The following is a 21016-nucleotide window of genomic DNA, read 5'->3' as shown; positions in this document are numbered from 1 at the left end:
CGTGCCCGCGTGGACCGATGCGCACCACATCCGGCACTGGGCCAACGGCGGCCCGACGGTGATGAACAACCTTGTCCTGCTGTGCCGTTCACATCACCGGCTGATGCACCGCAAGTCCGGATTCGTCGGGAAATGGGTGATCCGCATCGGCGTCGACAACAAACCGTGGTTCATCCCGCCGCCCTCGATCGACCCGCAGCAGCACCCGCGATCGGCGAACACCACATTCAAAACCTGACTGAGTGGTGAGACCCGTTCAGATACACAACTTCACGTCGATAGGCTTCAACTCGTAGATACATCCGGGTTGGGGCCTGGAGGCCGTGGTGTTGTGAACGGCTGCAGATATGGGGGAGGTCATATGGTTGTGGACGTTGTGCAAGCGGTCGAGAGCGATGGGCCGGAGATTCTGGCGCTGCGGCACGCGGCAGAAGACTGGTTGGCAGAACGCGGAATCATCCAGTGGCGCCCACGTGAAGTGTCTGTCGAGCAGGTCGGGGAGCAGATTTCGAGAGGGGAGTTCTTTGTTGCGCGAGACCGGGCGCAGTCAAGGATTGTCGGCGCCCTGCGGTTGATCTGGTCAGACCCCGTGGTCTGGCCCGATTCGAACGAGCCTGCCGGCTACGTGCACGGATTGGTTATCGATCGAGAATTCTCGGGCACCTCGTTGGGCGAACGCTTACTCGTCTGGGCCCATCGACGGTCCGCGGAGGAGGGCGCGCAGTACTTGCGGCTCGATTGTGTCGAAACGAACGTGCGGTTGCGCCGCTATTACCGAGACGCGGGTTTCGCCGAGGTAGGGCGTCGTGACTTCGGAGATGTTGTCTACAACGGTTGGTTCAGCGTCGTGCTGTTCGAGCGCTCCCTGGCCTGATTCATTCACAGCAACTTTCCAGCCGGCTCCCAGTGCCGCCGGGGTTGAACGCGCGATCGTTGGCAGGACAGTAACTCGTGAAGGGACTTCCTGATGACCGCCGTTCTGCATCCGGCCCCGCCTCAGCGGCCGGCACCAACTGCCCATCGAGCCGAGCCCTCGCCGTCGTGGTTCCGCACTCGCGGTACAGGATTGGCGCTGACGATCCTGTTGGCAGCAACGGCGGTCTTGTATTTGTGGAATCTGACCGCGAGTGGCTACGCCAACACCTTCTACGCTGCGGCGGCGCAGGCCGGCTCCCAGAATTGGAAAGCGTGGTTCTTCGGCTCCCTCGATACCTCGAATTTCATCACTGTCGACAAACCGCCCGCTTCATTGTGGGTCATGGGTCTGTCCGGACGAATCTTCGGATTTTCGAGTGCCAGCCTTCTTGTTCCGCAGGCGTTGATGGGGGTCGGATCGGTTGCGCTCGTGTATGCGGCCGTCAAACGAGTGGCGACCCCGGCTGCGGGTCTTGTGGCGGGAGCTGTGTTGGCAGCTACGCCCGCTGCCGCCCTGATGTTCAAGTTCGACAATCCCGATGCATTGCTTGTCCTGCTCATGACTCTCGCCGGCTACTTCGTGATTCGCGCCATGTGCACGGCGGTGGGTCGACGAGCCGCAATGTGGGTGGCGCTCGCAGGAGTCGCGCTGGGCTTCGCTTTTCTCACCAAGATGTTGCAAGGGCTGATGGTGTTGCCTGCATTTGGTGCCGCGTATTTGATTGCCGGACAGGTGCGCTTGCGGACTCGCCTGTTCCACCTGGTGATCGGTGCTGCGTCCGTTGTCATATCGGCTGGGTGGTGGGTGTTGGCAGTGTGGCTGTGGCCCGCTGATTCTCGCCCGTACATCGGCGGATCGATCAACAACAGCGTCATGGACTTGGTACTGGGATACAACGGATTGGGTCGACTTTTCGGGAACACCGGTGGCGGAATGTCCGGTGGTAGTAGTGGAATGGCCGGTGGCAGTGCAGGTTCCAGCTTTGGGGGAAGTGCCGGACTCGATCGGCTGTTCGGCAGCGAGATGGGTATCCAGATTTCCTGGCTGATTCCTGCGGCACTGATCGCGTTGGTGTTCGGACTCCTCGCCCGTGGGCGTGCACCGCGCACAGATCTTCTCCGTGCGTCGTTGATCCTGTGGGGTGGTTGGTTTCTCGCTACCGGCCTGATCTTCAGCTACATGTCCGGAACGATCCACCCCTATTACACAGTTGCGCTGGCGCCTGCTGTTGCGGGGATGATCGGCGTCGGTGGATACGCCCTGTGGTTGGTGCGTGCCCGCTGGATCGGACGCTGCGGCTTGGCAGCGATGATGCTGGCCGCAGGAATTTGGAGCTGGGTGTTGTTGCACCGCAATGTCGAATGGCTGCCGATGCTGAAGTGGATTCTGTTGGCGGGCACTGTCGTCGGCGCGATCCTGGTTCTGGTGGAAGCCAAGGGTCGATTTCGCAAGCTCGCTGTCGCTGGATTGATCATCGGTTCGTTGGCAGGGATAACCGGTTCGGCGTCTTACGCGATTGCCACTGCCGCAACAGCGCATGGTGGGTCCATCCCGACGGCAGGACCAACCGGCGCCGTGTCCGACTCCGGCATGGGCGGGGGAGGAGGCATGAGTGGGGGCCAAGGGCAGGGAGACGGTGGGGCTCTGCCGAACTCTGATGACGCCAGCAGAAATCCGATGGCGAGTGGGCCAGGAACAACGAGTGGGCCAGGAACAAGCAGTGGTAGCGAAAGTACTTCCGAGTTGATGGCAATGTTGGTCAATGCGGGCACCACGTGGTCGGCCGCGACCAACGGCTCGCAAAGCGCAGCAACCTACGAGTTGGCCAGCGATACTGCGGTGATGGCGATCGGCGGTTGGAGTTCTGATCCCGCACCGACGCTGGACCAGTTCATCGAGTACGTGGCAGACGGCGAGGTCCACTACTACATCGCCAGTGGCCAGGGCGGAAGCCCGAGAGCTAGCCAAGGCGGGGAGAGTACGTCGAGCGCTATTCAGGAATGGGTCGAAGCGAATTTCTCGTCGACAACGGTGGGAAATTCCACGATCTACGACCTCAGCGGGTATGTCGGATAGCGACGTAGTTGTTGTCGTAGGCAATGATCGAGAAATGTCTGGGCGCACCGCACACGAGTCGAACCGTCGCCGCGAGCAATGGACCTGGCGCGACGGGCTGGTGATCGTCTCGATCGTCGCATTGGGAACTGTTGTCGCAGCGGTGACGAACGAGGGCACGGGCACGTCGATTCCCGGCTGCGAGTCGGTGGAATCGCCAGGTCCGCCGGTGCGCATCAACTACGGTTTTACCGGTGAGCCCGGTTATGACGACCCGGACTATCCATGGTTCTCGGGACCGAAGGCCACCGCCATGAGCGACGCACTACTCGAATCGTTGCCTTCCGATGTCGACGTTGCATTTGCGAGTCCATCGAAATCGCTCGAGTTTGCGCCGATCCAGAATTACCGGGGCGTTTCGTTTCCCGACGGGGTCGACCCGATCGAGTTCAGCGGTTCGACGTCGGCGAAGGGAACCTTGACTCGCGTCGGGCGGACTGCGGATATCTCGGTTCAGGTTCGTGCATGGGATCAGCCGGTGCCACCGTGCCTGGAGGGGCTGGTGGATCGGCGGGAGTATCTCGAAAACGGAACAGTGCTCGACATCGCCGATTTCGAGGACAGAGCAGATTTCGAAGACAAAGACGGTTCGGAAGTCGGGGCCGAGCGCGGAGTCGTCGCGTATCTCGGTGATGGATCCCGGGTTGTTGCCAGCGTCGACACGTCGACCGACACTTCGACGGATAGTGGTCCGCTTTTGACGATGGACGAACTGATCGCGGTCGCGACAGCGCCCGGGCTCGCTGTGACTGAGCCGGTCCCAGACTCGACGCCGCCACCGATGGCATCCTGCTACACCGATTCCATGAATGCCGGTCCACCTGCGACGCGCATGGATATCGACCGACTGAATCAGTTGCTCGATGCACGTTGGAAGGATCTCGGCGCGGAAGAGGTCACTTTGGAACGCCCGCTCGGTTCGCTGGTTCCGGATGACTACGGACGGGGAGGGGCGTGCGAACGAATCGTCGTCTCGACATCGGACGGCCGCGGTGATGTCGAATTATCGATTGGTACGGCCGTCCCGGAACCAGGCGCGATCCTGACGTTGCCCAACGCCACCACGGTGACTCGCCTGGTCGATCCCGATGGCTCGGGCGATGACACGGTCCGGGTTGTTCACCCCTCCGGCGAAACAGTAGTGGTGACCCAGTTCGTGACATCGGCTGGCTCCACATCGGCGTCGCCTTTGACGATCGAACAGCTCGAGTTCATCGCAACGACTCCAGGATTGTTGATTTCGCGGTAGTAGTGGACGCGTCTCGGTTACCGTGTCGCGAATGACAGGGGAAATTGGTCGGTGGCGTCTGTTGATTTGCGTAGTAGGCATGGCTTCCTCGATCGGACTCGTGGGGTGCACAGTCGATCTGGAGCAATCGTCACCCTCGCGGGCGACACCATCCGGTGGTCTTTCTGCAGGTTCAGAGTGCCCAGGAGCCCCCATTGTGGAGGCGGCATTGGCTGACGCACTGCGCTCACGAGCATCCGAGTTACCTACTGGATTGACAGTCGGCGGCGGATCGTTTGATAGTGAATCGCGAAATGTCCGCCTCGATCTGTGCGTCGTGGATACCGACCCGCGCGACTCGGCTTCGTTGACCGCCCGGGCCATTCAGGCTTCGCCTCTTGGTGATTCGGTGAGCTCGATGGTCGTCCAAGTCCGCGAGCCGAATGGGTCGGCGACGACGGTGACGTGTGCCGACTTCACAGCGCACGACTTCTCGGGCGACCCTGCGGCGACGCGGAATGCGTGGGTGTAGGCATCAGCTGGCAGAATCGGAAGTCAATGTTCTTGTTGTCGAGTGACGTCGGAGGCTCAACGAATGGGCGATGCCAGCCCTGCTCGCGGTGACGACTTCTCCACGTGGTTCATTGACCAGTTCTCCGTGTACTGGCAGTCCGGTGGTGGAGCTCGCATCGAGGGACGCATTGCGGGCTATTTGTTGATCAGCGAGTCGCCAGGGGTCAGTGCCGAAGAGTTGGCGCAGGCACTGGGCGCCAGTCGCGGATCGGTGTCGACTTACATTCGCCGGTTGATCGACCGGGGGTTCGTCAAGCTCACGCGCAAGCCTCGGGATCGGACTCACTACTACGTCATGGATTCCGACGTGTGGGGCGGATTCCTCGAAACAGAGCACGTGTATCTCGAGAATCAACGCAAACTCGCGACTGAAGCACTGCAGTACGCAAATCCCAACGGCCCCGCCTACATTCGTGTCCTCAACATGCGCGATTACATGGGGTGGATCATCGACAATCGAATGTTGAGTAGCGAGTGGATGCGATTCAAAGCCCAACGCGACGGCAAGAAGCCCGCATCCGAATAGGACGCGGGCTTCTCGATCGCGCGATGCTGATCTACATCACTTGTTCAGCTTTGCGATTGACTCGTCGATCATCGGCACGTAGCGCGCGAGCGACCAGGGCACGGTCAGCGGGTTGATCATCGAGGAACCAGTGACGAAGGGCTGCTCGGTCGGAGCGATGACAGTTCCCCGAGTCACAGCGGGGATGGCCTGGTAGGCGGGCTGCGCTTCGATCTCGGCCCGATTGGCCGGGTCCGAGTAGAAGGTGAAGAGTAGGTCGGACTTGTCGAGGAGGTTTGCGTTCTCGAGGCCGATGACGGCGGAGTCTGTTCCTTCAGATTCCGTCAAGGTGTATACGACGGGATCCACCTGCAAGCCGAGTGCGCGGACCATGGCCACGCGCTGCTCTTCGGCGAAAAAGACGCCGAGGGTTCCTGGACCCGTGTTGTAGATGAAGGAGAAGCTGACGTCGGCGTAGTTCGGAAGTGCTGCAGTCGATTCCGCGAACTGCGACTTGATCTTGTCGATTTCGGCTGTCGCCTTCTCGGATTCGCCCATGGCTTTGCCGATGACGTTGATTTGCTCTTCCCACGTGATGGTCCACGGGCTTTCGGCGTAGGCGACGGTCGGCGCGAACGCGTTCAGAGAGTCGAACTGCTGCTGGGTGATGCCGGACCAGGGGGCGAGGATCAGGTCGGGCTCGAGAGCGATGATCGCTTCGATGTTGAGGTCGGTGCCGCCGGTGAACTGCTCTGGCAGTTCGCCACCCTGCTTCGTGACCGCTTCGTGCACCCACGGCAGATATCCGGTGTCGTCGCTGCCCCATGCGTACTTTTCGACGCCGACGGGGATCGTGCCGAGCGCGATCACGGTCTCCGCCGACCCCATACCGAGAGTCACGATTCGCTCGGGCTTTTCGGTGATGACGGCGTTTCCGAGCGCACTTTCGATGGTGACGGTTTCGAAGTCGCTGCTGCTCGATTCGGTTGCGGTGTCGTTGTTACTGCATCCGCCGATTGCCAGGGCGGCAATGACCAATCCGCTCAGGGCCACAGTTCGGCGAAGTGAGCGCACACGGGCGTATCGCATGGGGAACCTTCCGTTGTCGATGCGCCGAGGAGTGAGACTCCGACGGATCGCAGCCGACGGCCGGTTCCAGGCGCGTCAGGAAGCATAGGCTAGCCTTTGCCAAAGTTTCAAATCTCTTGAAAGTTCACGCGACGGCAAACGCCGACACGACAGGGGGATCCGTCGACGTTTGCCGGTCAGGCTCAGCAGGTAGGCACGTCGACCGTGATCTTCGGCTCGTCGACCAGCGGCTGGACAGGGACACGAGCTTCGCCCTCGGCTGTTGGCTCGGTCAGATCGAACTTCAGCTCAACGGTCTGCCCTCGCGGAATGACGGCCCTTGTCATGAATGCCGGGTGGCCCTGTTCGGTTCCGTTGACGGCAAACGAAATCTGCCCGCCCACGGAGACTGCGTCGAGTTTGGCGCCGGTCGTTGCCAGTAGTGTGACTGCAGCCACGTTGGTGCCCTTGGGTAGTCGTCCGGGGTTGTCGACGATCCCGCTGACATATTCGGTCAGGTCGGCGTCGGGCGCGTTGTTTGTCAGTCGAACGGTGACCGTTGTCTTTCGGGTGTCGCCGGTGCACGTCTGGGCTGTGTAGTCGATTTCTCGTGTGAGGTAGTAGTCGAGCTTGTTGCCGGCTTGGTTGTTGATCACCACACCGGCGTACGGAGCGGCATCATCGGGAATGGTGTGCCCGAGGACGGTGTCGGCGAGAACCGATTGTTCGTCGGGGTGAGAGCTCCACACGGCGATTCTGCCCTCGCTGACGCCCTTGCCCAGAGCTTCCAGCAGTGCGCTCGGCGACTTGATGTTCCCGGTCATCTTCTCCACGACACGAGCTGCGATTGTCTGCAGATACTGCTTTCGTGCCTTGTTGTCGGAAGGGAAGCGAGCGTACGCAGTCGACTCGGTCAGTTCCACGACGTTGTCGGCGGTGACCGACTCTCCGTCGGGCATCTTGATCGGTCCCACCGCTTCGAGGATGTAACTCAGGGCGATCGGATCGGTCGCTATCGCACCGTCGACCATCTCACCCCCGGACTCCTGTGACCACAGGGACTGCCAGATCTGCGCTGCGTAGGGAAAGTGCGAGCTGAGGTTGCTGTTGCGAGAATCGGTGGTCGGGCGACTGTTTCCGTACAGCTGGTTGAAGTCAGGACCAAGGTCTATCGGTTGATTGTCCAGTGTTAGTTCGGAGTTGGGGGAGAGCGTGTCCACCCGAGCGGCGCCGTTGTCGACTCGGACGATGCCGTATCCACCCAACAGGCCGCCGGTCCCGCGGGCTTCGGCATTGGTCTGGAAGCCGATGAAGTAATTGCGCGGTCCGTCGGTGCCGAGCATCGCGGGTGCGATGCGCGCCGCGGTGGCGGTGTTCGTCAGGAGGGTAGCCAGTTCGCTTGTCTGCGACTGCAATTCTGCTCTTGCATCGTTAACTCGGCCCAGGTACTTCGATTCGCGAACTTCCTGTGCCTGCGACGACAGCAATTCCGCGGCGATAGCTGTTTCGGCCAATTTCGGTTCCGCTTCGCGTAACGGTGCGAGTGCCAAGCGTCCACCAGGCTGGACCAATTCCGTTGGTGCGAGTGAAGTTCCGACAGTGACAGCGGGACCGAGAACGTCACGCGTGAGTCCCTGAACGACCTCGGTCATCTGACGCGTCGTGTCGAAGGGCGACCCGATGACCGGAATTGCGGCGGCGATGTTCCAGGGGAGTGAATGGGTGTTGTCGTACGCTGCGGATGCATTTCGATCGGCTTCCGCCGCGGCGGACTCTGCGACCCCGGTATCCCCGGCCAGAAGTGCACTCTTCGCCGATTGTGCATGGCCGCGAGATGCTTCAAGGTTGTCTTTCGCCTCGTATGCCGTGTACCCGAGCCAGGCCACGAAACCGCCCACCACCAGTGCCGTTCCCGTGATTGCGAGTGCAGTTCGACGGCCTCCCGGCAGTGTGACCGTCCTCTTCGGTTCGCGCTCCGGGCCCCTCGGTGGGATGGTGTTGGAGCCGCTCGGTTCAGCCCCGGAATCGTCGTCGGACTTTGGTCCCACCGTGTCGTTGTTCATCCGCTGAAGCTCCTGACGTTTGAGTGCGTGAAAGCTGCGTCGACATGTCTAGCAGTGTTGGCCCAGTGGTGAAAACTTAGACGAGACAGTAGGGTTCGGTTCGGCCGTTCGTGGTGTTCGCTCCCATGGATTCACGTGATCAGCCATCGAATGTTCGTGAAAAACAAGGCTGGTGAAATGTGAGGTGACGGGTTGAGTGCTTTTCCGTTGTCTCGGGCTCAGCTCGCGCTGTGGTTTGCGCAGCAACTGAGTCCGTCAACTCCGTTCGTGGTGGCTCAGTACGTGGAGCTACGAGGACCGGTTGACGTCGACGCTCTGATCGAGGCAACGAACACGGCATGTCATGAATTGGAGTCGCCGTTCGTTCGCCTCGTCGCCACTGATGCCGAGCCGGCGCAGATTGTCGATCACTCGATCGTCGACGATCTCGCATACCTCGACTTACGCAGTGACGACGACCCGGTTCAACGCGCGAACGAGTGGATGACTGCGGAATACTCACGGCCACTTGACGTGATGTCTGACCGCCTGATCTCGGCGACTTTGCTTCATCTGGCAGATGATCACTATTTCTGGTACTCGCACGCCCATCATCTCGTGCTCGACGGACATGCGGCGATGACACTCACCGCGCGGGTGGCCGAGCGCTATTCGCATCTGGTTCATGGCAAGACGCTGACTCCTTTCGGTGGTCTCGGGGTACGTGCACTGCATGACCTCGACGTCGACTACCGATCCTCGTCGCGGTATCGATCGGACAAGCAGTACTGGACGGAGATGTCCGAAGGCCTGCCCCGCCCGGTTCGCCTCGCCGACGGCGCCGGCCTGACGTCCATGCCGCAGCGCATGATGGTGCGGACACTGAATCCAACTCTTGCAAAACAGCTTTCGGATGTCGCGACCGAGTGGACTACGTCCGAGGTGGCGGTCCTCGTCGGTGCATTCGCGTCCTATCTCGGCCGCATGACTGATTCCGATGACGTAGTCCTCAGCTTGCCGGTGTCCGGCCGCACCACGGCGACGTCGAAACGTTCAGGTGGGATGCTGTCCAACATCGTGCCTGTTCGTGCGCAACTCGAACGGGATCTGTCGCCACAAGAACTGGTGCGTCAGATCTCGGTTCAGATGACCGGTGCACTACGCCACCAGCGATTCCGCTACGAGGACATGGGCTTCCAGGAGGGTCAGGGCGGATCCCGTGAGGCGGCGGGCCCGGCCGTGAACGTCATGATGTTTCACGAAGCCATTCGGCTCGGCGACGTCGTCGGCGAATTTCACGTCCTCACATCCGGACCCACCGAAGATCTGTTCTTCAGCATTTATCCGTCGATCGCGGGGGAGAACGTTCGCCTGTCCTTCGAAGCCAATCCACGCCTCTACAGCGAACGTGACCTGGCGATGCATCATCGTCAGTTCGTTCGGTTTCTCGAGGGATTCCTCGACTCGGCTACCCGTGCGCTCGGTGACCTCCGCATCCTCTCGACGGACGAAGCGAAGGATCTGGTCCCCGCGTTAGGTCCGCGGACGGACGGATTCGCGACGCTCGATTCGGTCGTCAGAGGCGGCGCAGGGCAGGGGAGCGCCGTCGCGATCCGCGAGCAAGGTGTGGACGTCACTTACGACCAGCTCGGCGCTCGCGCGGATGCACTGTGCGCCTTGCTCGTGGAGAACGGCGTCGAACGAGGTGACGTCGTCGGGATCCTCACCGAGCGCTCGACCGATTCCGTAGTTGCATTTCATGCAGTAGTGCGGGCTGGTGCTGCTCTTCTTTTCGTGGATCCTCAAACACCCTCCGAGCGTGTCGCTTTCATCCTCGACGACGCCGACGTGTCCGTTGTGGTCGGCGGCGAACTCGTGAACGTGCCGGCTTGGGTCTGCGTCGTCGACCCCAGGGAAGACGAGACCGTCGATGGGCCGATCGATCGAGGCGCGGGGACCGGTTCGTCTTCAGGCGACGTGTCCCTGGACGACACCGCCTACGTGGTCTACACGTCGGGGTCGACCGGACGGCCGAAGGGCGTCGCGGTCACGCACCGAGGTATCTCACCGTTGCTGCGTTCTCACGCCAGGCGACTGAACATCGATAGTTCCTCCCGCGTCGCGCTCCTGGCAGCTACCTCGTTCGACGTGGCGATCCTCGAGATTCTGCTTGCTCACGGCTGCGGCGCGACCGCCGTGATCGTTCCTCCCGGATTGATCGGCGGAGTGGACCTCGAAGACTATCTGCGGCTCGAGGGTGTCACGCACCTGATCTCGACACCGTCGGTTCCGCTGACGATGGATCCTCGGAAACTGCCGGATCTTCGAGTGTTGAACGTCGGCGGCGAGCGACCGCCGGTGGCGCTCGTGGATGTGTGGTCGAGTCATGTCGACATCGTTAATTCGTACGGACCCAGTGAAGCGACCGTCGCGGCATTCATGAGCGAGCCACTCGAGCCTGGCGGTGATACTCCGATCGGGCGTCCGATCGACGGCGTTGCCGCTGTGGTGTTGGATTCGTGGTTGCGTCCGACTCCGGTCGGCACCGTGGGTGAGCTGTACGTGATGGGACCAGGACTGGCGCGCGGGTACCTTTCCCCGACGCTGACCTCGGAGCGTTTCGTAGCGGCGCCCTTTGGTGCCACTGGTGCCGGCGAGCGCATGTACCGCACCGGGGACGTCGTGCGATGGAACGATGCCGGTCAGCTCGAGTTCTTGGGCCGCTCTGATCAACAAGTCAAGATCCGTGGAGTACGCGTCGAACTGGGCGAGATCGAGGCTGTGCTCCTGTCGACTCCCGGTGTTGCGCAAGCAGCGGTGGTCGAGCGATCCGGGTCGCTTGCGGCGTACGTGACTGCGGCCGAAGGTGAGGACGGCACTGCTCATCTAATGAGTCAGAAGGCGGTCCGCGAACATCTGGCTTCACTACTTCCACGTTCCATGCTTCCGGGTTCGGTGACGATTCTGGCAGCGTTGCCCGTCACGAGCCATGGAAAGACGGACCGTTCAGCGCTTCCTGAACCGACATGGTCCGCGGTCGCCGAGCAGCACTCGACCGTGCACCGTCCGATCGAGTACGACGAGGAATTGATTGCCTCGGTGATGGCCGAGGTCCTGGGCGTCGGAGTTCTCGGACCGCACTCCGACTTGTTCGCCTGGGGCGGTAGTTCCCTCGACGCCGTGTATGTTGCAGCGCGCGTGAGTTCTGCACTCGGTAGACGAGTTGGTGTCAGGGACGTGTTCGGCGCCCCGACTCCGGCGCGTCTGGCCCAGAAGATTCGTGAGGACCGGGCGGAATGGGTGGTGGAGCCCGAGCGCATTTCGGACGAGGTCACCGTCGAAATTGCTCCGGCGCAACAACGTCTATGGCTGCTCAACCGTCGCGATCCCCAGTCGTCGGCGTACAACATCGCGTTCGAGGTCGCGTTCAGTGGCGCACTGGATACAGAGGCGATGAGGGCGGCGGTAGCCGACCTGACCGATCGCCATCTCGTCTTGCGTACCGTGTTCTCGTTCGAACAGAATCACGACACGTGGCCGATCCAGGTTGCGACCGCGACTCCGGTGACTCTGATCAAGGTTCCGTCCGAGGATTACGAGGCTGCGTCAGCGGATTTGGTTGCGGCAGGTTTCGACCTGGAGACCGATGCGCCGCTTCGTTTGATCCTCACCTCCGGCAGCGATGCCGACCACCGCTTGACCGTAGTTGCGCATCACATAGCCTTGGACGGCCTTTCGTTCGCCACGATTGTTTCTGACCTGATCTCCGCGTACGACGCTCGCGCCGACGGACGGTCGCCGATCTGGCCTTCGCCCGCGCTCGACTACCGTGACTATTCCGCTTGGCACAGAACCGTTCTCGGTGATCCATCAGATCCACAGAGCTTGGCAGGTCGCCAGCTGGAATTCTGGTCCGACGCACTCGCCGGCGTTGATCCGACTCTTGAGCTTCCCGTGGACAGATCCCGCCGGCCGGACCAACCGTCGTCCGCTCGGGACGTGACTTTCGAATTGCCCTCGCCCGTCCACGCGGCGCTCAACGAGATCGCTCGAGCGCATCACTGCACAACCTTCATGGTGTTGCACGCCTGCCTTGCGATTGCGCTGAGCAAGATCACCGGTGCGTCCGATGTGGTCATCGGAACCCCGACGTCCGGCCGAACACACCCTTCGTTCGACGGCGCCGTCGGTATGTTCGTCGGGACCGTGGCGCTGCGAACGCTCCTTCGCGGCGGAGACACCTTCGGTGAGTTCTTGAGTCGGGTACGCGAGGCTGACGTGGCAGCTTTGTCCAATGCCGACGTCCCGTTCGACTGGGTGGTAGACCGCGCGGTCGGTGGGGCCGCAGGCGACAAGAGTTCCTTCCTCAGAGTGGTTCTCGCTGTCGATCCGGTAGCACCGGATTCCGAGCTCGCGGTGGGAACTTTGACGGCCCACGGCACTCCGCTACCTCCCGCGCACCCTCGTTTCGACCTCGAAGTGACTGTGCGCGAAGATCGTACGATTGACGGCGACGCAAGCGGTATTCGCGGCACTTTCCGATATCCCGCCGATCTGTTCGATGCGGGCACCGTGCAGAGCTGGGTCGAGCGACTGCGTCGAGTATGTGACTCGATTACCGAGAACTCGTCAATCATGCTGCGCGACATCGATGTTCTCAGCGTTGCGGAGCGCGAAGAATTGCTGGCTTGGGTGCCGGGGCCTTCGATTGTCGCGCAGTCGCTGCCCGACCTCTTCGGGGCCGTCGCAGCCCGGCATCCGAATGCAATCGCGGTGTCGAGTGGCGATACTCGCGTCACCTATGAAGAGGTGCGAGTTCGTTCGGAGGGCCTTGCCGCCGTATTGATCGATCGAGGAATTGGAGTCGGGGATCGCGTGGCGGTCGCCCTGCCTCGATCGGTCGACCTCGTCGTAGCCATCATCGCCGTCGTTCGCGCGGGCGCTGCGTACGTCCCGATCGACTTGCAGTATCCCGACGCTCGCATCCACTACATACTTGCCGATGCAGGCCCGAAAGCGATTTTGTCGACGGACGAATCAGCTGGGCGGTTCGTTGGGTACGAGCAAGCTGTCATCCTCGTGAACGAGACGGCTGACGCGACGGGCGGTTGGCCTGTTCCGCAGTCGGAGGCCGCCGCCTACGTGATCTACACGTCCGGATCGACCGGAGCGCCCAAAGGTGTGGTGGTGACTCAGGACAACGTGTTGGCACTGCTGGCCTCGACTCGCGAGATCTTCGACTTCGGCGACGAAGACGTGTGGTCGATGTTTCATTCGCACTCATTCGACTTCTCGGTCTGGGAGATGTGGGGTGCGTTGACCACTGGCGGATCCCTGGTGATGGTGGACGGTGACGTCGCGCGCTCTCCCGAAAGATTCGCGGATCTGATTGTGCGGGAGAAAGTCACCGTTCTGAATCAGACCCCGGCCGCCTTCTATGCGTTGGCGGAAGTTACGCCGGAAATGCTGCTTCCGCTCCGGACGATTGTTTTCGGCGGCGATCGCCTCGACGTCGGGCGCGTGCAGGGTTGGTTCGATCGGCACCCGGACGTGCGGGGTGTCAATATGTTCGGAATCACCGAAACCACGGTCCATGTAACCAATTTCGATCTCGTCTCCGGTAACGAGACTGTCTCGCCGATCGGGTCCCCACTACCAGGGTTTCGCAGCTACGTGCTCGACGCGTCGTTGAAGCCCGTCCCGCCGGGATCTGTCGGCGAACTGTACGTTGCCGGTCCGCAGGTGGCCGAAGGCTACTTGGGTCAACCAGGGATGACGTCTTCCCGATTTGTGTCTGAACCCGGATTCGAAGGATCGCGGATGTACCGCAGCGGCGATCTGGTCCGTTGGCGAGCCGGTCGACTCGAATATGTTCGCCGCGCCGACGGCCAGATGGCCCTGCGCGGTTACCGCGTCGAACCGGGCGAGGTCGAATCCGCGCTGTTGGCTCACACGTCGGTGGAGCAGGCCACGGTGGTGGTGAGAGAACTCGACAGTGGGCCGACTTTGGTCGGTTACATCACCCCTGAGAACGGACACGACCTCGACGGTGTGTTGCGGACTGCTCGTTCGTTGTTGCCCGCACATATGGTCCCGTCGGCTTTGATGCCGCTTGCGTCATTGCCGGTCACGATCAACGGCAAGATCGACCGAGCATCACTGCCGGACCCGACGTCGCAAGTGCAGCCGTCTCGGCAGTCGCGAGACTTCTTCGCTCAGACAGTTGCAGCCATTCTGAGCGATTTGATGGAAGTTCCGCATATAGATCCGGTCCGGAACCTCTTCGATCAAGGGGCCAATTCCTTGATCGCCACCCGTCTTTCGTCGCGCCTGAACTCCGCTTTGGGCTGCAACCTCGACGTCCGCGATGTGTTCGAGCACCCATTCGTCGATCAGCTCGCCGGCATCGCTGCCGCCCGAATCGGCACGGGGCAAGCGTCTCCGTTGTCTTTGGTACCTCGTCTGTCTTTGGTACCTCGCCCAGGCACTGCGGAGGTGCAACTGTCGGCTCCCCAACACCGAATGTGGATTCTGAATCAGTTGGATACAGAGTCCTCCGGCTACAACATCCCGATCGTGTTACGCCTGACGGGTGAATTGGACGTAGCTGCAGCCGAACTGGTAATTCGCGACCTGATCGATCGCCATCGCACTCTGCGGACCGTATACCCGGTTGTCGGCGAGCGTCCGGTTCAGACGGTGCTCGACGCCGAGGATGCGCTTCCGCTGTTTCAGCTCGAGGCACTCGACGGCGACGACGCCGAGAATCGTGTTGCAGAACTGGTGGGTTCGGGCTTCGATGTCACCGTGGATCCGCCCGTACGTGCGGCACTTCTCCAGCTTTCGCCTGACGAGTACATCCTGGCTGTTGTTATCCATCACATTGCCGCCGATGCTCGATCGCTCGAATTGTTGGTACGTGACTTCACGGCGGCGTACATCGCTCGCTCGGCGCAGCAAGCTCCGACGTGGTCGCCGCTCGCGCTCGAATACTCCGATTACAGCGCATGGCAAAGGGAATCGGGGATTCCCGAGACGGTATCCAGCTACTGGAAGCAGGCTCTCGAAGGCCTTCCCGAGCAGGTGACGCTACCCCTGGACCGTCCGCGTTCGACGTCCGCCCGCGCGTCGAGTTGCCGGGTAGAGATCTGGGGTTCGGTACGGACGGGCCTTCAAGCACTCGCACGATCGAACAACGGAACCATGTTCATGGTTGTCCACGCTGCACTCGCGGCGCTGCTGGCGAGGTACAACGGCAGCAATGACGTAGCTGTCGGCACTGTTGTGTCCGGACGCGTCACACCTGAACTCGACGAGCTGGTCGGCATGTTTGCCGGCACGATTGTTCTTCGGACCGAAGTCGATCCGTCGAAGTCGTTCGGCCGGTTGGTCGAGCAGGTTCGTCAGCGCGACGTAGCGGCGTTCGCGCACGCAGAGATGCCCTTCGAATCGCTGGTTGACCTGATCGACCCACCGCGATCGCGTTCGCGACATCCGTTGTTCCAGGTGGCGCTCTCGTTCCAGACAACTCATTCCGCCGCGTGGTCCATACCGGGGTTGTCCGTCACTCAGATCTCGCCCGATGTCAGGCAAGCAAATTTCGATCTGCAGCTCAACGTGACAGACGAGGGGATCGGGGGCGGTCTCGGTCTCGAATTCGTGTACAACGCTGATCTATTCGATGATCTGACGGTATCGAGCTTTGCGGGTCGGTTCGAGCACCTCCTGAATCAAGTGTCTGTCGACCCCAATGTCGAGGTAGGGCGAATCGACCTGTTGACGAGTGCGGAGCGAGCTCTTCTCGTCCCCGCACACGGCGCGGTCGACCGGCCCGATGCATCTCGGTGTTCCGGTACGACGCTTGCCTCGACGCTGCGATACGGCGTCGAATTCGCTCCGGATGCCGTGGCGGTCGAAGCTGAGGGCAACACACTCACTTACCGAGACCTCGATGCACAGTCGGACGTCGCAGCCGACGAGTTGCGTTCCGGGGGAGTCGGAGTGGACCACGTCGTTGCCTGGACTGCCGATCGGTCCATAGCGTCGATCGTACGATTGTGGGCGATCGCGAAGGTCGGTGCAGCTCCGGCATTGGTGGACCCGGAACAGCCGCAGGCGCGAGTACGCGATGTCCTCGAAGCACTGGGCGACGGCGCGGTCTGCGGCCTCGACGCCGGTGGTGAGCAGGACGCAGACTGGGCCCGACGTCATTCCGAGAACCTCGCGGCCTACGTAGTTTTCACGTCAGGAACGACTGGAACCCCGAAGGCCGTGGTGGTGACCAACGGCGGGCTCGGTGTGATCGCCCAGGACCTGCCCGGCCGATTCTCGGCTGGTCCAGGTTCGCGCGTATTCCATCGCGGAGCGCCAGGGTTCGATATGACGTTGCTCGAGGTGCTCATCGCGAGTGCGTCCGGGGCGACGCTCGTTCTGGCGAAGGACGACCAACTGTTCGGCTCGGGACTTGCATCAGCACTGAGGCGCGAGCGAATTACTCATCTGTGCGCCACACCTACTGTCGTCGCCTCGATCGGCGATCCGTCGCTGCCGGACCTTGCAACGGTGATGTTCGGGGGCGAGCGACTCGGCGGTGCGTTGGCGAAGCGCTGGCAAGCCGGACGCAGAGTGATCAACGGATACGGACCTGCCGAGTCCGCGATGTATTCGCTTGCTACCGAACCACTGTCGATCGAACACCTGTCAGCTGACACTCACGACGGATCCGTCGGGTATCCACTGGCCGGGGTCGACGCCGTCGTGCTCGATGATCGACTCGAACCGGTGCCGCCGGGAGTCGCCGGCGAACTGTATCTCTCCGGTCGAATGCTCGCGCGCGGTTACGCCGGCCAACCGGCCCGAACCGCGGAACGATTCGTGGCAACCAGTTCAGGAGCCCGGATGTACCGGACCGGCGATCTGGTGATATGGAAGCCGGAAAGCCCCAAATCTGAAGGCAATATGTACAGCCTGCATTATCTCGGGCGAACCGACGTGCAGGTGAAGGTCAACGGTGTCCGGATCGAACCGGGTGAGATCGAGGCAGTCATTCAGTCTGTCGCGAACGTCGATTTCTGCGTCGCCGGGGTTCGGTCGGCCCAGGGTGGAAGTCCTCTGTTGGTCGCCTACGTGCGAAGCTCGGATGCCGAAAGAGTTGACACGGGTCAACTTCGCGCCGCTGTCGCAGAAGTCCTTCCGACGTACATGGTTCCGCATGTCATCGTCGAAATCGAGGGTGAGCTTCCGATGCGGAACGGCAAGGTCGACTTCGCCCGTCTCCCCGCGCCGACACTGGATGTTTCCCGTGCACAGGGGCCGGCCACCGCCACAGAACGCCTTGTTGCCGAAGCTTTTACTTCGGTGCTCGGCGGGAATGAGGACGACTGCGACGCAGACTTCTTCTCCCTCGGCGGCAACTCGCTGTCGGCCGCGGAGGTTACCTCGCTCTTGAGTAGTTCCCTTGGGCTGGTTGTTCCGCTCCGGACCGTATTCGAGCATCCAACAGTTGCGGCGTTGGCGGCCCGGATCGATTCGCTCGAGCAGAGTGGCCCGGCGACCGATGTTGTCAGACTGGAACCGCGCCGCGACCCAACGCCCGCACCTCTGTCACGGAACCAGCGTGCGATGTGGGTACTGAACCAGCGGAACACGTCGAGCGGTGCGTACAACCTGCCGATCTGCATCGAGATCGACGGTGAACTCGACGTGCCCGCGCTGCGTCACGCAGCGACGGATCTTGTCGGCCGTCATGACGTCCTCAGAACCCGGTATCCGGGCACTCCACCGGTTCAGGTCGTGGATCCTCCGACCTCCCTGACAATGGAAACGCGACTGGTCGCCGACATCGAGGTCGAGGTGCTGCTGCGAGAGTTCGGCTCGCGCGGTTTCGATGTAGCGGCAGACCTACCGGTGCGCTGGATGCTGCTCCAGGTGTCACCGGTCAGGCACGTTCTGGCAGTGAGCTTTCATCACATCGCAGTCGACGGGGTGTCGATGCGAACGGTGGTCGGCGACCTGCTGACCGCTTACGGCAAGCGACGAGTTGGACTGGATCCGCAATGGTCTCCGCTGCCGATCCAGTACGGGGATTTTGCCGCGTGGGAGGCAGCACGTGACGTTTCCCCTGTCGTCGAGGAGTTCTGGCGCCGAACGCTCGACGGCGTGACATCTGTGTCGCCGCTGACGGTGGATCATTCTGATGGCGGGCCGGATTCCGTAGCGCAGCGAGTGAACTTCGTGATTCCAGCCGTCATCACCTCGGCACTGCAGGCGCGAGCCGATCGATCGAAGGTCTCGCTGTTTGCGGTGGTTCATGCGGCGTTGTCCGTGGTGCTTGCCAAGCTGAGTGGAAATTCCGATGTCGTGATCGCGACAGCTGTCGACGGACGGCGTACGCCTGAACTCGACGGCGTGGTCGGCATGTTCGTGGATACGGTGCCTCTTCGCCTTCGGATCGACGGGGACGTGCCGATCGACCTTCTGTTGGGTGCAGCTTTCGATGCTGATGTGGCAGCATTCGAAAACAGCTCTGTTCCTGCCGAATTGGTTGGTGAGCTGCTCGGCGGACGAACTCCCCAGATTGCGCTGGGTCTGCAGAACTTCGCGATCCCTGCCGTGGAGGTGGCCGGTCTCACGATTGAGGCTCGCGAAATCGACACCGCGACAACGAAGTTCCCCATGCACGTCTCGCTCGCACCCGCTGTCGACGGATCATTGACCGGAGCGCTCATCTATGCCGCGAGCGCGTTCGATCCTTCGAGCGCCGACGCGGTTACTAGACAACTGTCGAGAGTGCTCACCTCGATGGCCGAGGATGTGCCAGTACTCGTTTCGGATCTCGCGGTGGGCGCGGCGCCCAGTTGGACTGCTGTCGAGGTCGATTCGTCCCGGACGCTGACCCAGATCTTCGCCGCCACAGCGGCGCGATTCCCTGACAACATTGCTCTCGACGACGGGCAGCGCACGGTGACGTATGCCGAACTCGACTCTGCCTCGGATGCCCAAGCCTGGGAACTGGTGGCTCGGGGCGCAGGACCGGGTGCCGTGTACGAGATTCCGGCGGTACGGACGATCGCGTACCTGGTCCGAATGTTGGCGATCTCGAAAACGGGCGCGGCATTCGTGCCGATCGACCCCGACCTGCCGCCGGCACGGCTGAAGCAACTGCGCACAGTGCTCTCCGACCGCAGCCCCGTTCCCGGTCGGCAGTATCCGGATTCAGTCGCGTACGTCGTTCACACGTCCGGGTCGACTGGTGAACCGAAAGGCGTTGCAGTCACCCACCGAGGACTGGGCCTTCTTACCGACGACGCAATCCGGAAGTACGGCGTGACTTCGGACTCGGTTGTGCTGCACGGCTACAAACCGACGTTCGATGCGGCGATTCTCGAGATGATGTTGGCGATCGGCGCCGGGGCTACCTTGGCGGTCGCTCCTCGGGAGGCTTTCGGCGGAAGAGCACTCGAAGAATTCGTCGCAGAACGCGGTGTCACTCACATGTTGTCCACTCCGGCCGTACTCGACACCATGGCTCCGGAGCGGTTCGACTCGTTGGAGGTGGTGGCAGTCGGTGGCGATGTGCTCTCACCTTCCACCGCGCGTGCATGGAGCGGAGTTGGCATCGGGGTATGTCGATGCCGTACGGAATGTGCAGCCGTCGGGTGAATACCATCTACTGGGTTGGTCGGCCGGTGGAACGATCGCGCTCGAGATGGCGAGCCAACTCGAAGAGACGGGCGATCTGGTCGGTTCGGTTGTCATGCTCGACGCGCTGTTGCCGGAGATGATGCCATCGGTACAAGCGGCTCCGAAACCTTCCGAACTGTTTGCACAGATCGGACTAGCTGAGGTTGAAACTGAAACTGCAGCATTGACTTTCGTAGACGTTGCGGCAGAGATCCGAAGGCAGACCGGTATGGATTTCCTTTCCGATACGGTTCTCGAATCCGTGGTGGGGCGGGTTGAAAAACTGTCGCGAATCGTTCGGGACCACACGCCGCGGCGCTATTCCGGCTCAGTGGAATTGTTTGTGGCGCAGCATGATCTGCCTGAACATCGTCACCTGGTCGAAAAATGGTCCCAACTGGTGGGGCCGCTGCGGCCGTACTTGGTCGACTGCTCTCACGCGGAAATGTCGAGCATGGAGGCTTTGGCGAGTGTTGCGAAAGTCCTCGTCGACAATCCTCAAGGCGTCGAATCCGAGGCGGGGGAGAGCAATCATGCTGGGGTGCAGTAGATCTGCGGTGCCGGGACTTTGGTCCGGAGTTGTCACACCCGGGGTCCCCCATGCTTCCGTTCCACAAGTAGAACCCGTAGCATTTTCCTTGTGGCAGTAAGCCATTCAGAAACTATCTCCGGAGGATCGTATTGGGTTCCCTTTTTTCCATCAGCTCTGAAATCGGTGTCCCGTCCGTTGATGCGCTCTTCGAGGCTGCTCGGACCATCATCGGCGCGATCTTCGGCCTGAGCTGACACGTCGCAGCGACCTTCCCCCGCGGTGAAGAAAGTCCCTGTTCTCCGACAAGGAGAACAGGGACTTTCGTGCAGCGTGCCGGTGAGTGGTTGCGTGGCGG

At 61.6% G+C, this 21016-nt stretch carries 9 protein-coding genes; 7 read left to right on the top strand and 2 right to left on the bottom strand.

What is annotated here, in order from left to right:
* The 5 genes from RE4_RS27665 to RE4_RS27640 form a co-directional block, all read left to right on the top strand.
* A partial coding sequence (locus RE4_RS27665; protein WP_162267915.1) for an HNH endonuclease signature motif containing protein occupies nt 1-238 on the top strand: 238 nt, incomplete at its 5' end.
* A gap of 123 nt (nt 239-361) precedes the next feature.
* Nucleotides 362-874, top strand: coding sequence for a GNAT family N-acetyltransferase (locus RE4_RS27660; protein ID WP_060939731.1), 513 nt, complete (start codon nt 362-364; stop codon nt 872-874).
* 93 nt (nt 875-967) lie between these two features.
* A complete protein-coding gene (locus RE4_RS27655) occupies nt 968-2992 on the top strand; it encodes an ArnT family glycosyltransferase (protein ID WP_081098443.1) in 2025 nt (674 codons plus the stop codon).
* A gap of 34 nt (nt 2993-3026) precedes the next feature.
* A complete protein-coding gene (locus RE4_RS27650; RefSeq protein ID WP_060939730.1) occupies nt 3027-4280 on the top strand; it encodes a hypothetical protein in 1254 nt (417 codons plus the stop codon).
* A 574-nt stretch (nt 4281-4854) separates the two neighbouring features.
* Nucleotides 4855-5358: a GbsR/MarR family transcriptional regulator gene (locus tag RE4_RS27640; protein WP_020908019.1), complete on the top strand. Its 504-nt coding sequence runs from the start codon at nt 4855-4857 to the stop codon at nt 5356-5358.
* 36 nt (nt 5359-5394) lie between these two features.
* Here RE4_RS27640 and RE4_RS27635 read toward each other — a convergent pair whose 3' ends face one another.
* On the bottom strand, nt 5395-6426 hold the full coding sequence (locus RE4_RS27635) for an iron-siderophore ABC transporter substrate-binding protein (RefSeq protein ID WP_060939729.1): 1032 nt from the start codon (nt 6424-6426) through the stop codon (nt 5395-5397).
* A gap of 182 nt (nt 6427-6608) precedes the next feature.
* The gene (locus RE4_RS27630; RefSeq protein ID WP_060939728.1) at nt 6609-8468 is read right to left on the bottom strand and encodes a DUF4012 domain-containing protein; all 1860 of its coding nucleotides are present in this window, start codon (nt 8466-8468) and stop codon (nt 6609-6611) included.
* A gap of 192 nt (nt 8469-8660) precedes the next feature.
* Here RE4_RS27630 and RE4_RS27625 point away from each other — a divergent pair, with 192 nt between their 5' ends.
* Together RE4_RS27625 and RE4_RS27620 are read left to right on the top strand one after the other, a co-directional pair.
* Entirely contained in the window at nt 8661-20108 is an 11448-nt protein-coding gene (locus RE4_RS27625; protein WP_238076834.1) for a non-ribosomal peptide synthetase, read from the top strand.
* Complete coding sequence (locus RE4_RS27620; protein ID WP_081098442.1) at nt 20020-20679, top strand: thioesterase domain-containing protein; 660 nt, start codon at nt 20020-20022, stop codon at nt 20677-20679. Before RE4_RS27625 ends, RE4_RS27620 begins: the two co-directional genes overlap by 89 nt.
* Nucleotides 20680-21016 lie beyond the last annotated feature (337 nt).

It is taken from the genome of Rhodococcus erythropolis NBRC 15567, from assembly GCF_001552595.1.
Lineage (GTDB): Bacteria > Actinomycetota > Actinomycetes > Mycobacteriales > Mycobacteriaceae > Rhodococcus_F > Rhodococcus_F erythropolis.
This window is presented reverse-complemented; position numbering and strand designations above follow the sequence as displayed.

Excerpts from the sequence above, each read along its gene's own strand:
- RE4_RS27660 (WP_060939731.1), top strand. The coding sequence starts at position 362 with ATGGTTGTGGACGTTGTGCAAGCGGTCGAGAGCGATGGGCCGGAGATT.
- RE4_RS27655 (WP_081098443.1), top strand. The coding sequence starts at position 968 with ATGACCGCCGTTCTGCATCCGGCCCCGCCTCAGCGGCCGGCACCAACT.
- RE4_RS27650 (WP_060939730.1), top strand. The coding sequence starts at position 3,027 with ATGTCTGGGCGCACCGCACACGAGTCGAACCGTCGCCGCGAGCAATGG.
- RE4_RS27640 (WP_020908019.1), top strand. The coding sequence starts at position 4,855 with ATGGGCGATGCCAGCCCTGCTCGCGGTGACGACTTCTCCACGTGGTTC.
- RE4_RS27635 (WP_060939729.1), bottom strand. The coding sequence starts at position 6,426 with ATGCGATACGCCCGTGTGCGCTCACTTCGCCGAACTGTGGCCCTGAGC.
- RE4_RS27630 (WP_060939728.1), bottom strand. The coding sequence starts at position 8,468 with ATGAACAACGACACGGTGGGACCAAAGTCCGACGACGATTCCGGGGCT.
- RE4_RS27620 (WP_081098442.1), top strand. The coding sequence starts at position 20,020 with ATGTGCTCTCACCTTCCACCGCGCGTGCATGGAGCGGAGTTGGCATCG.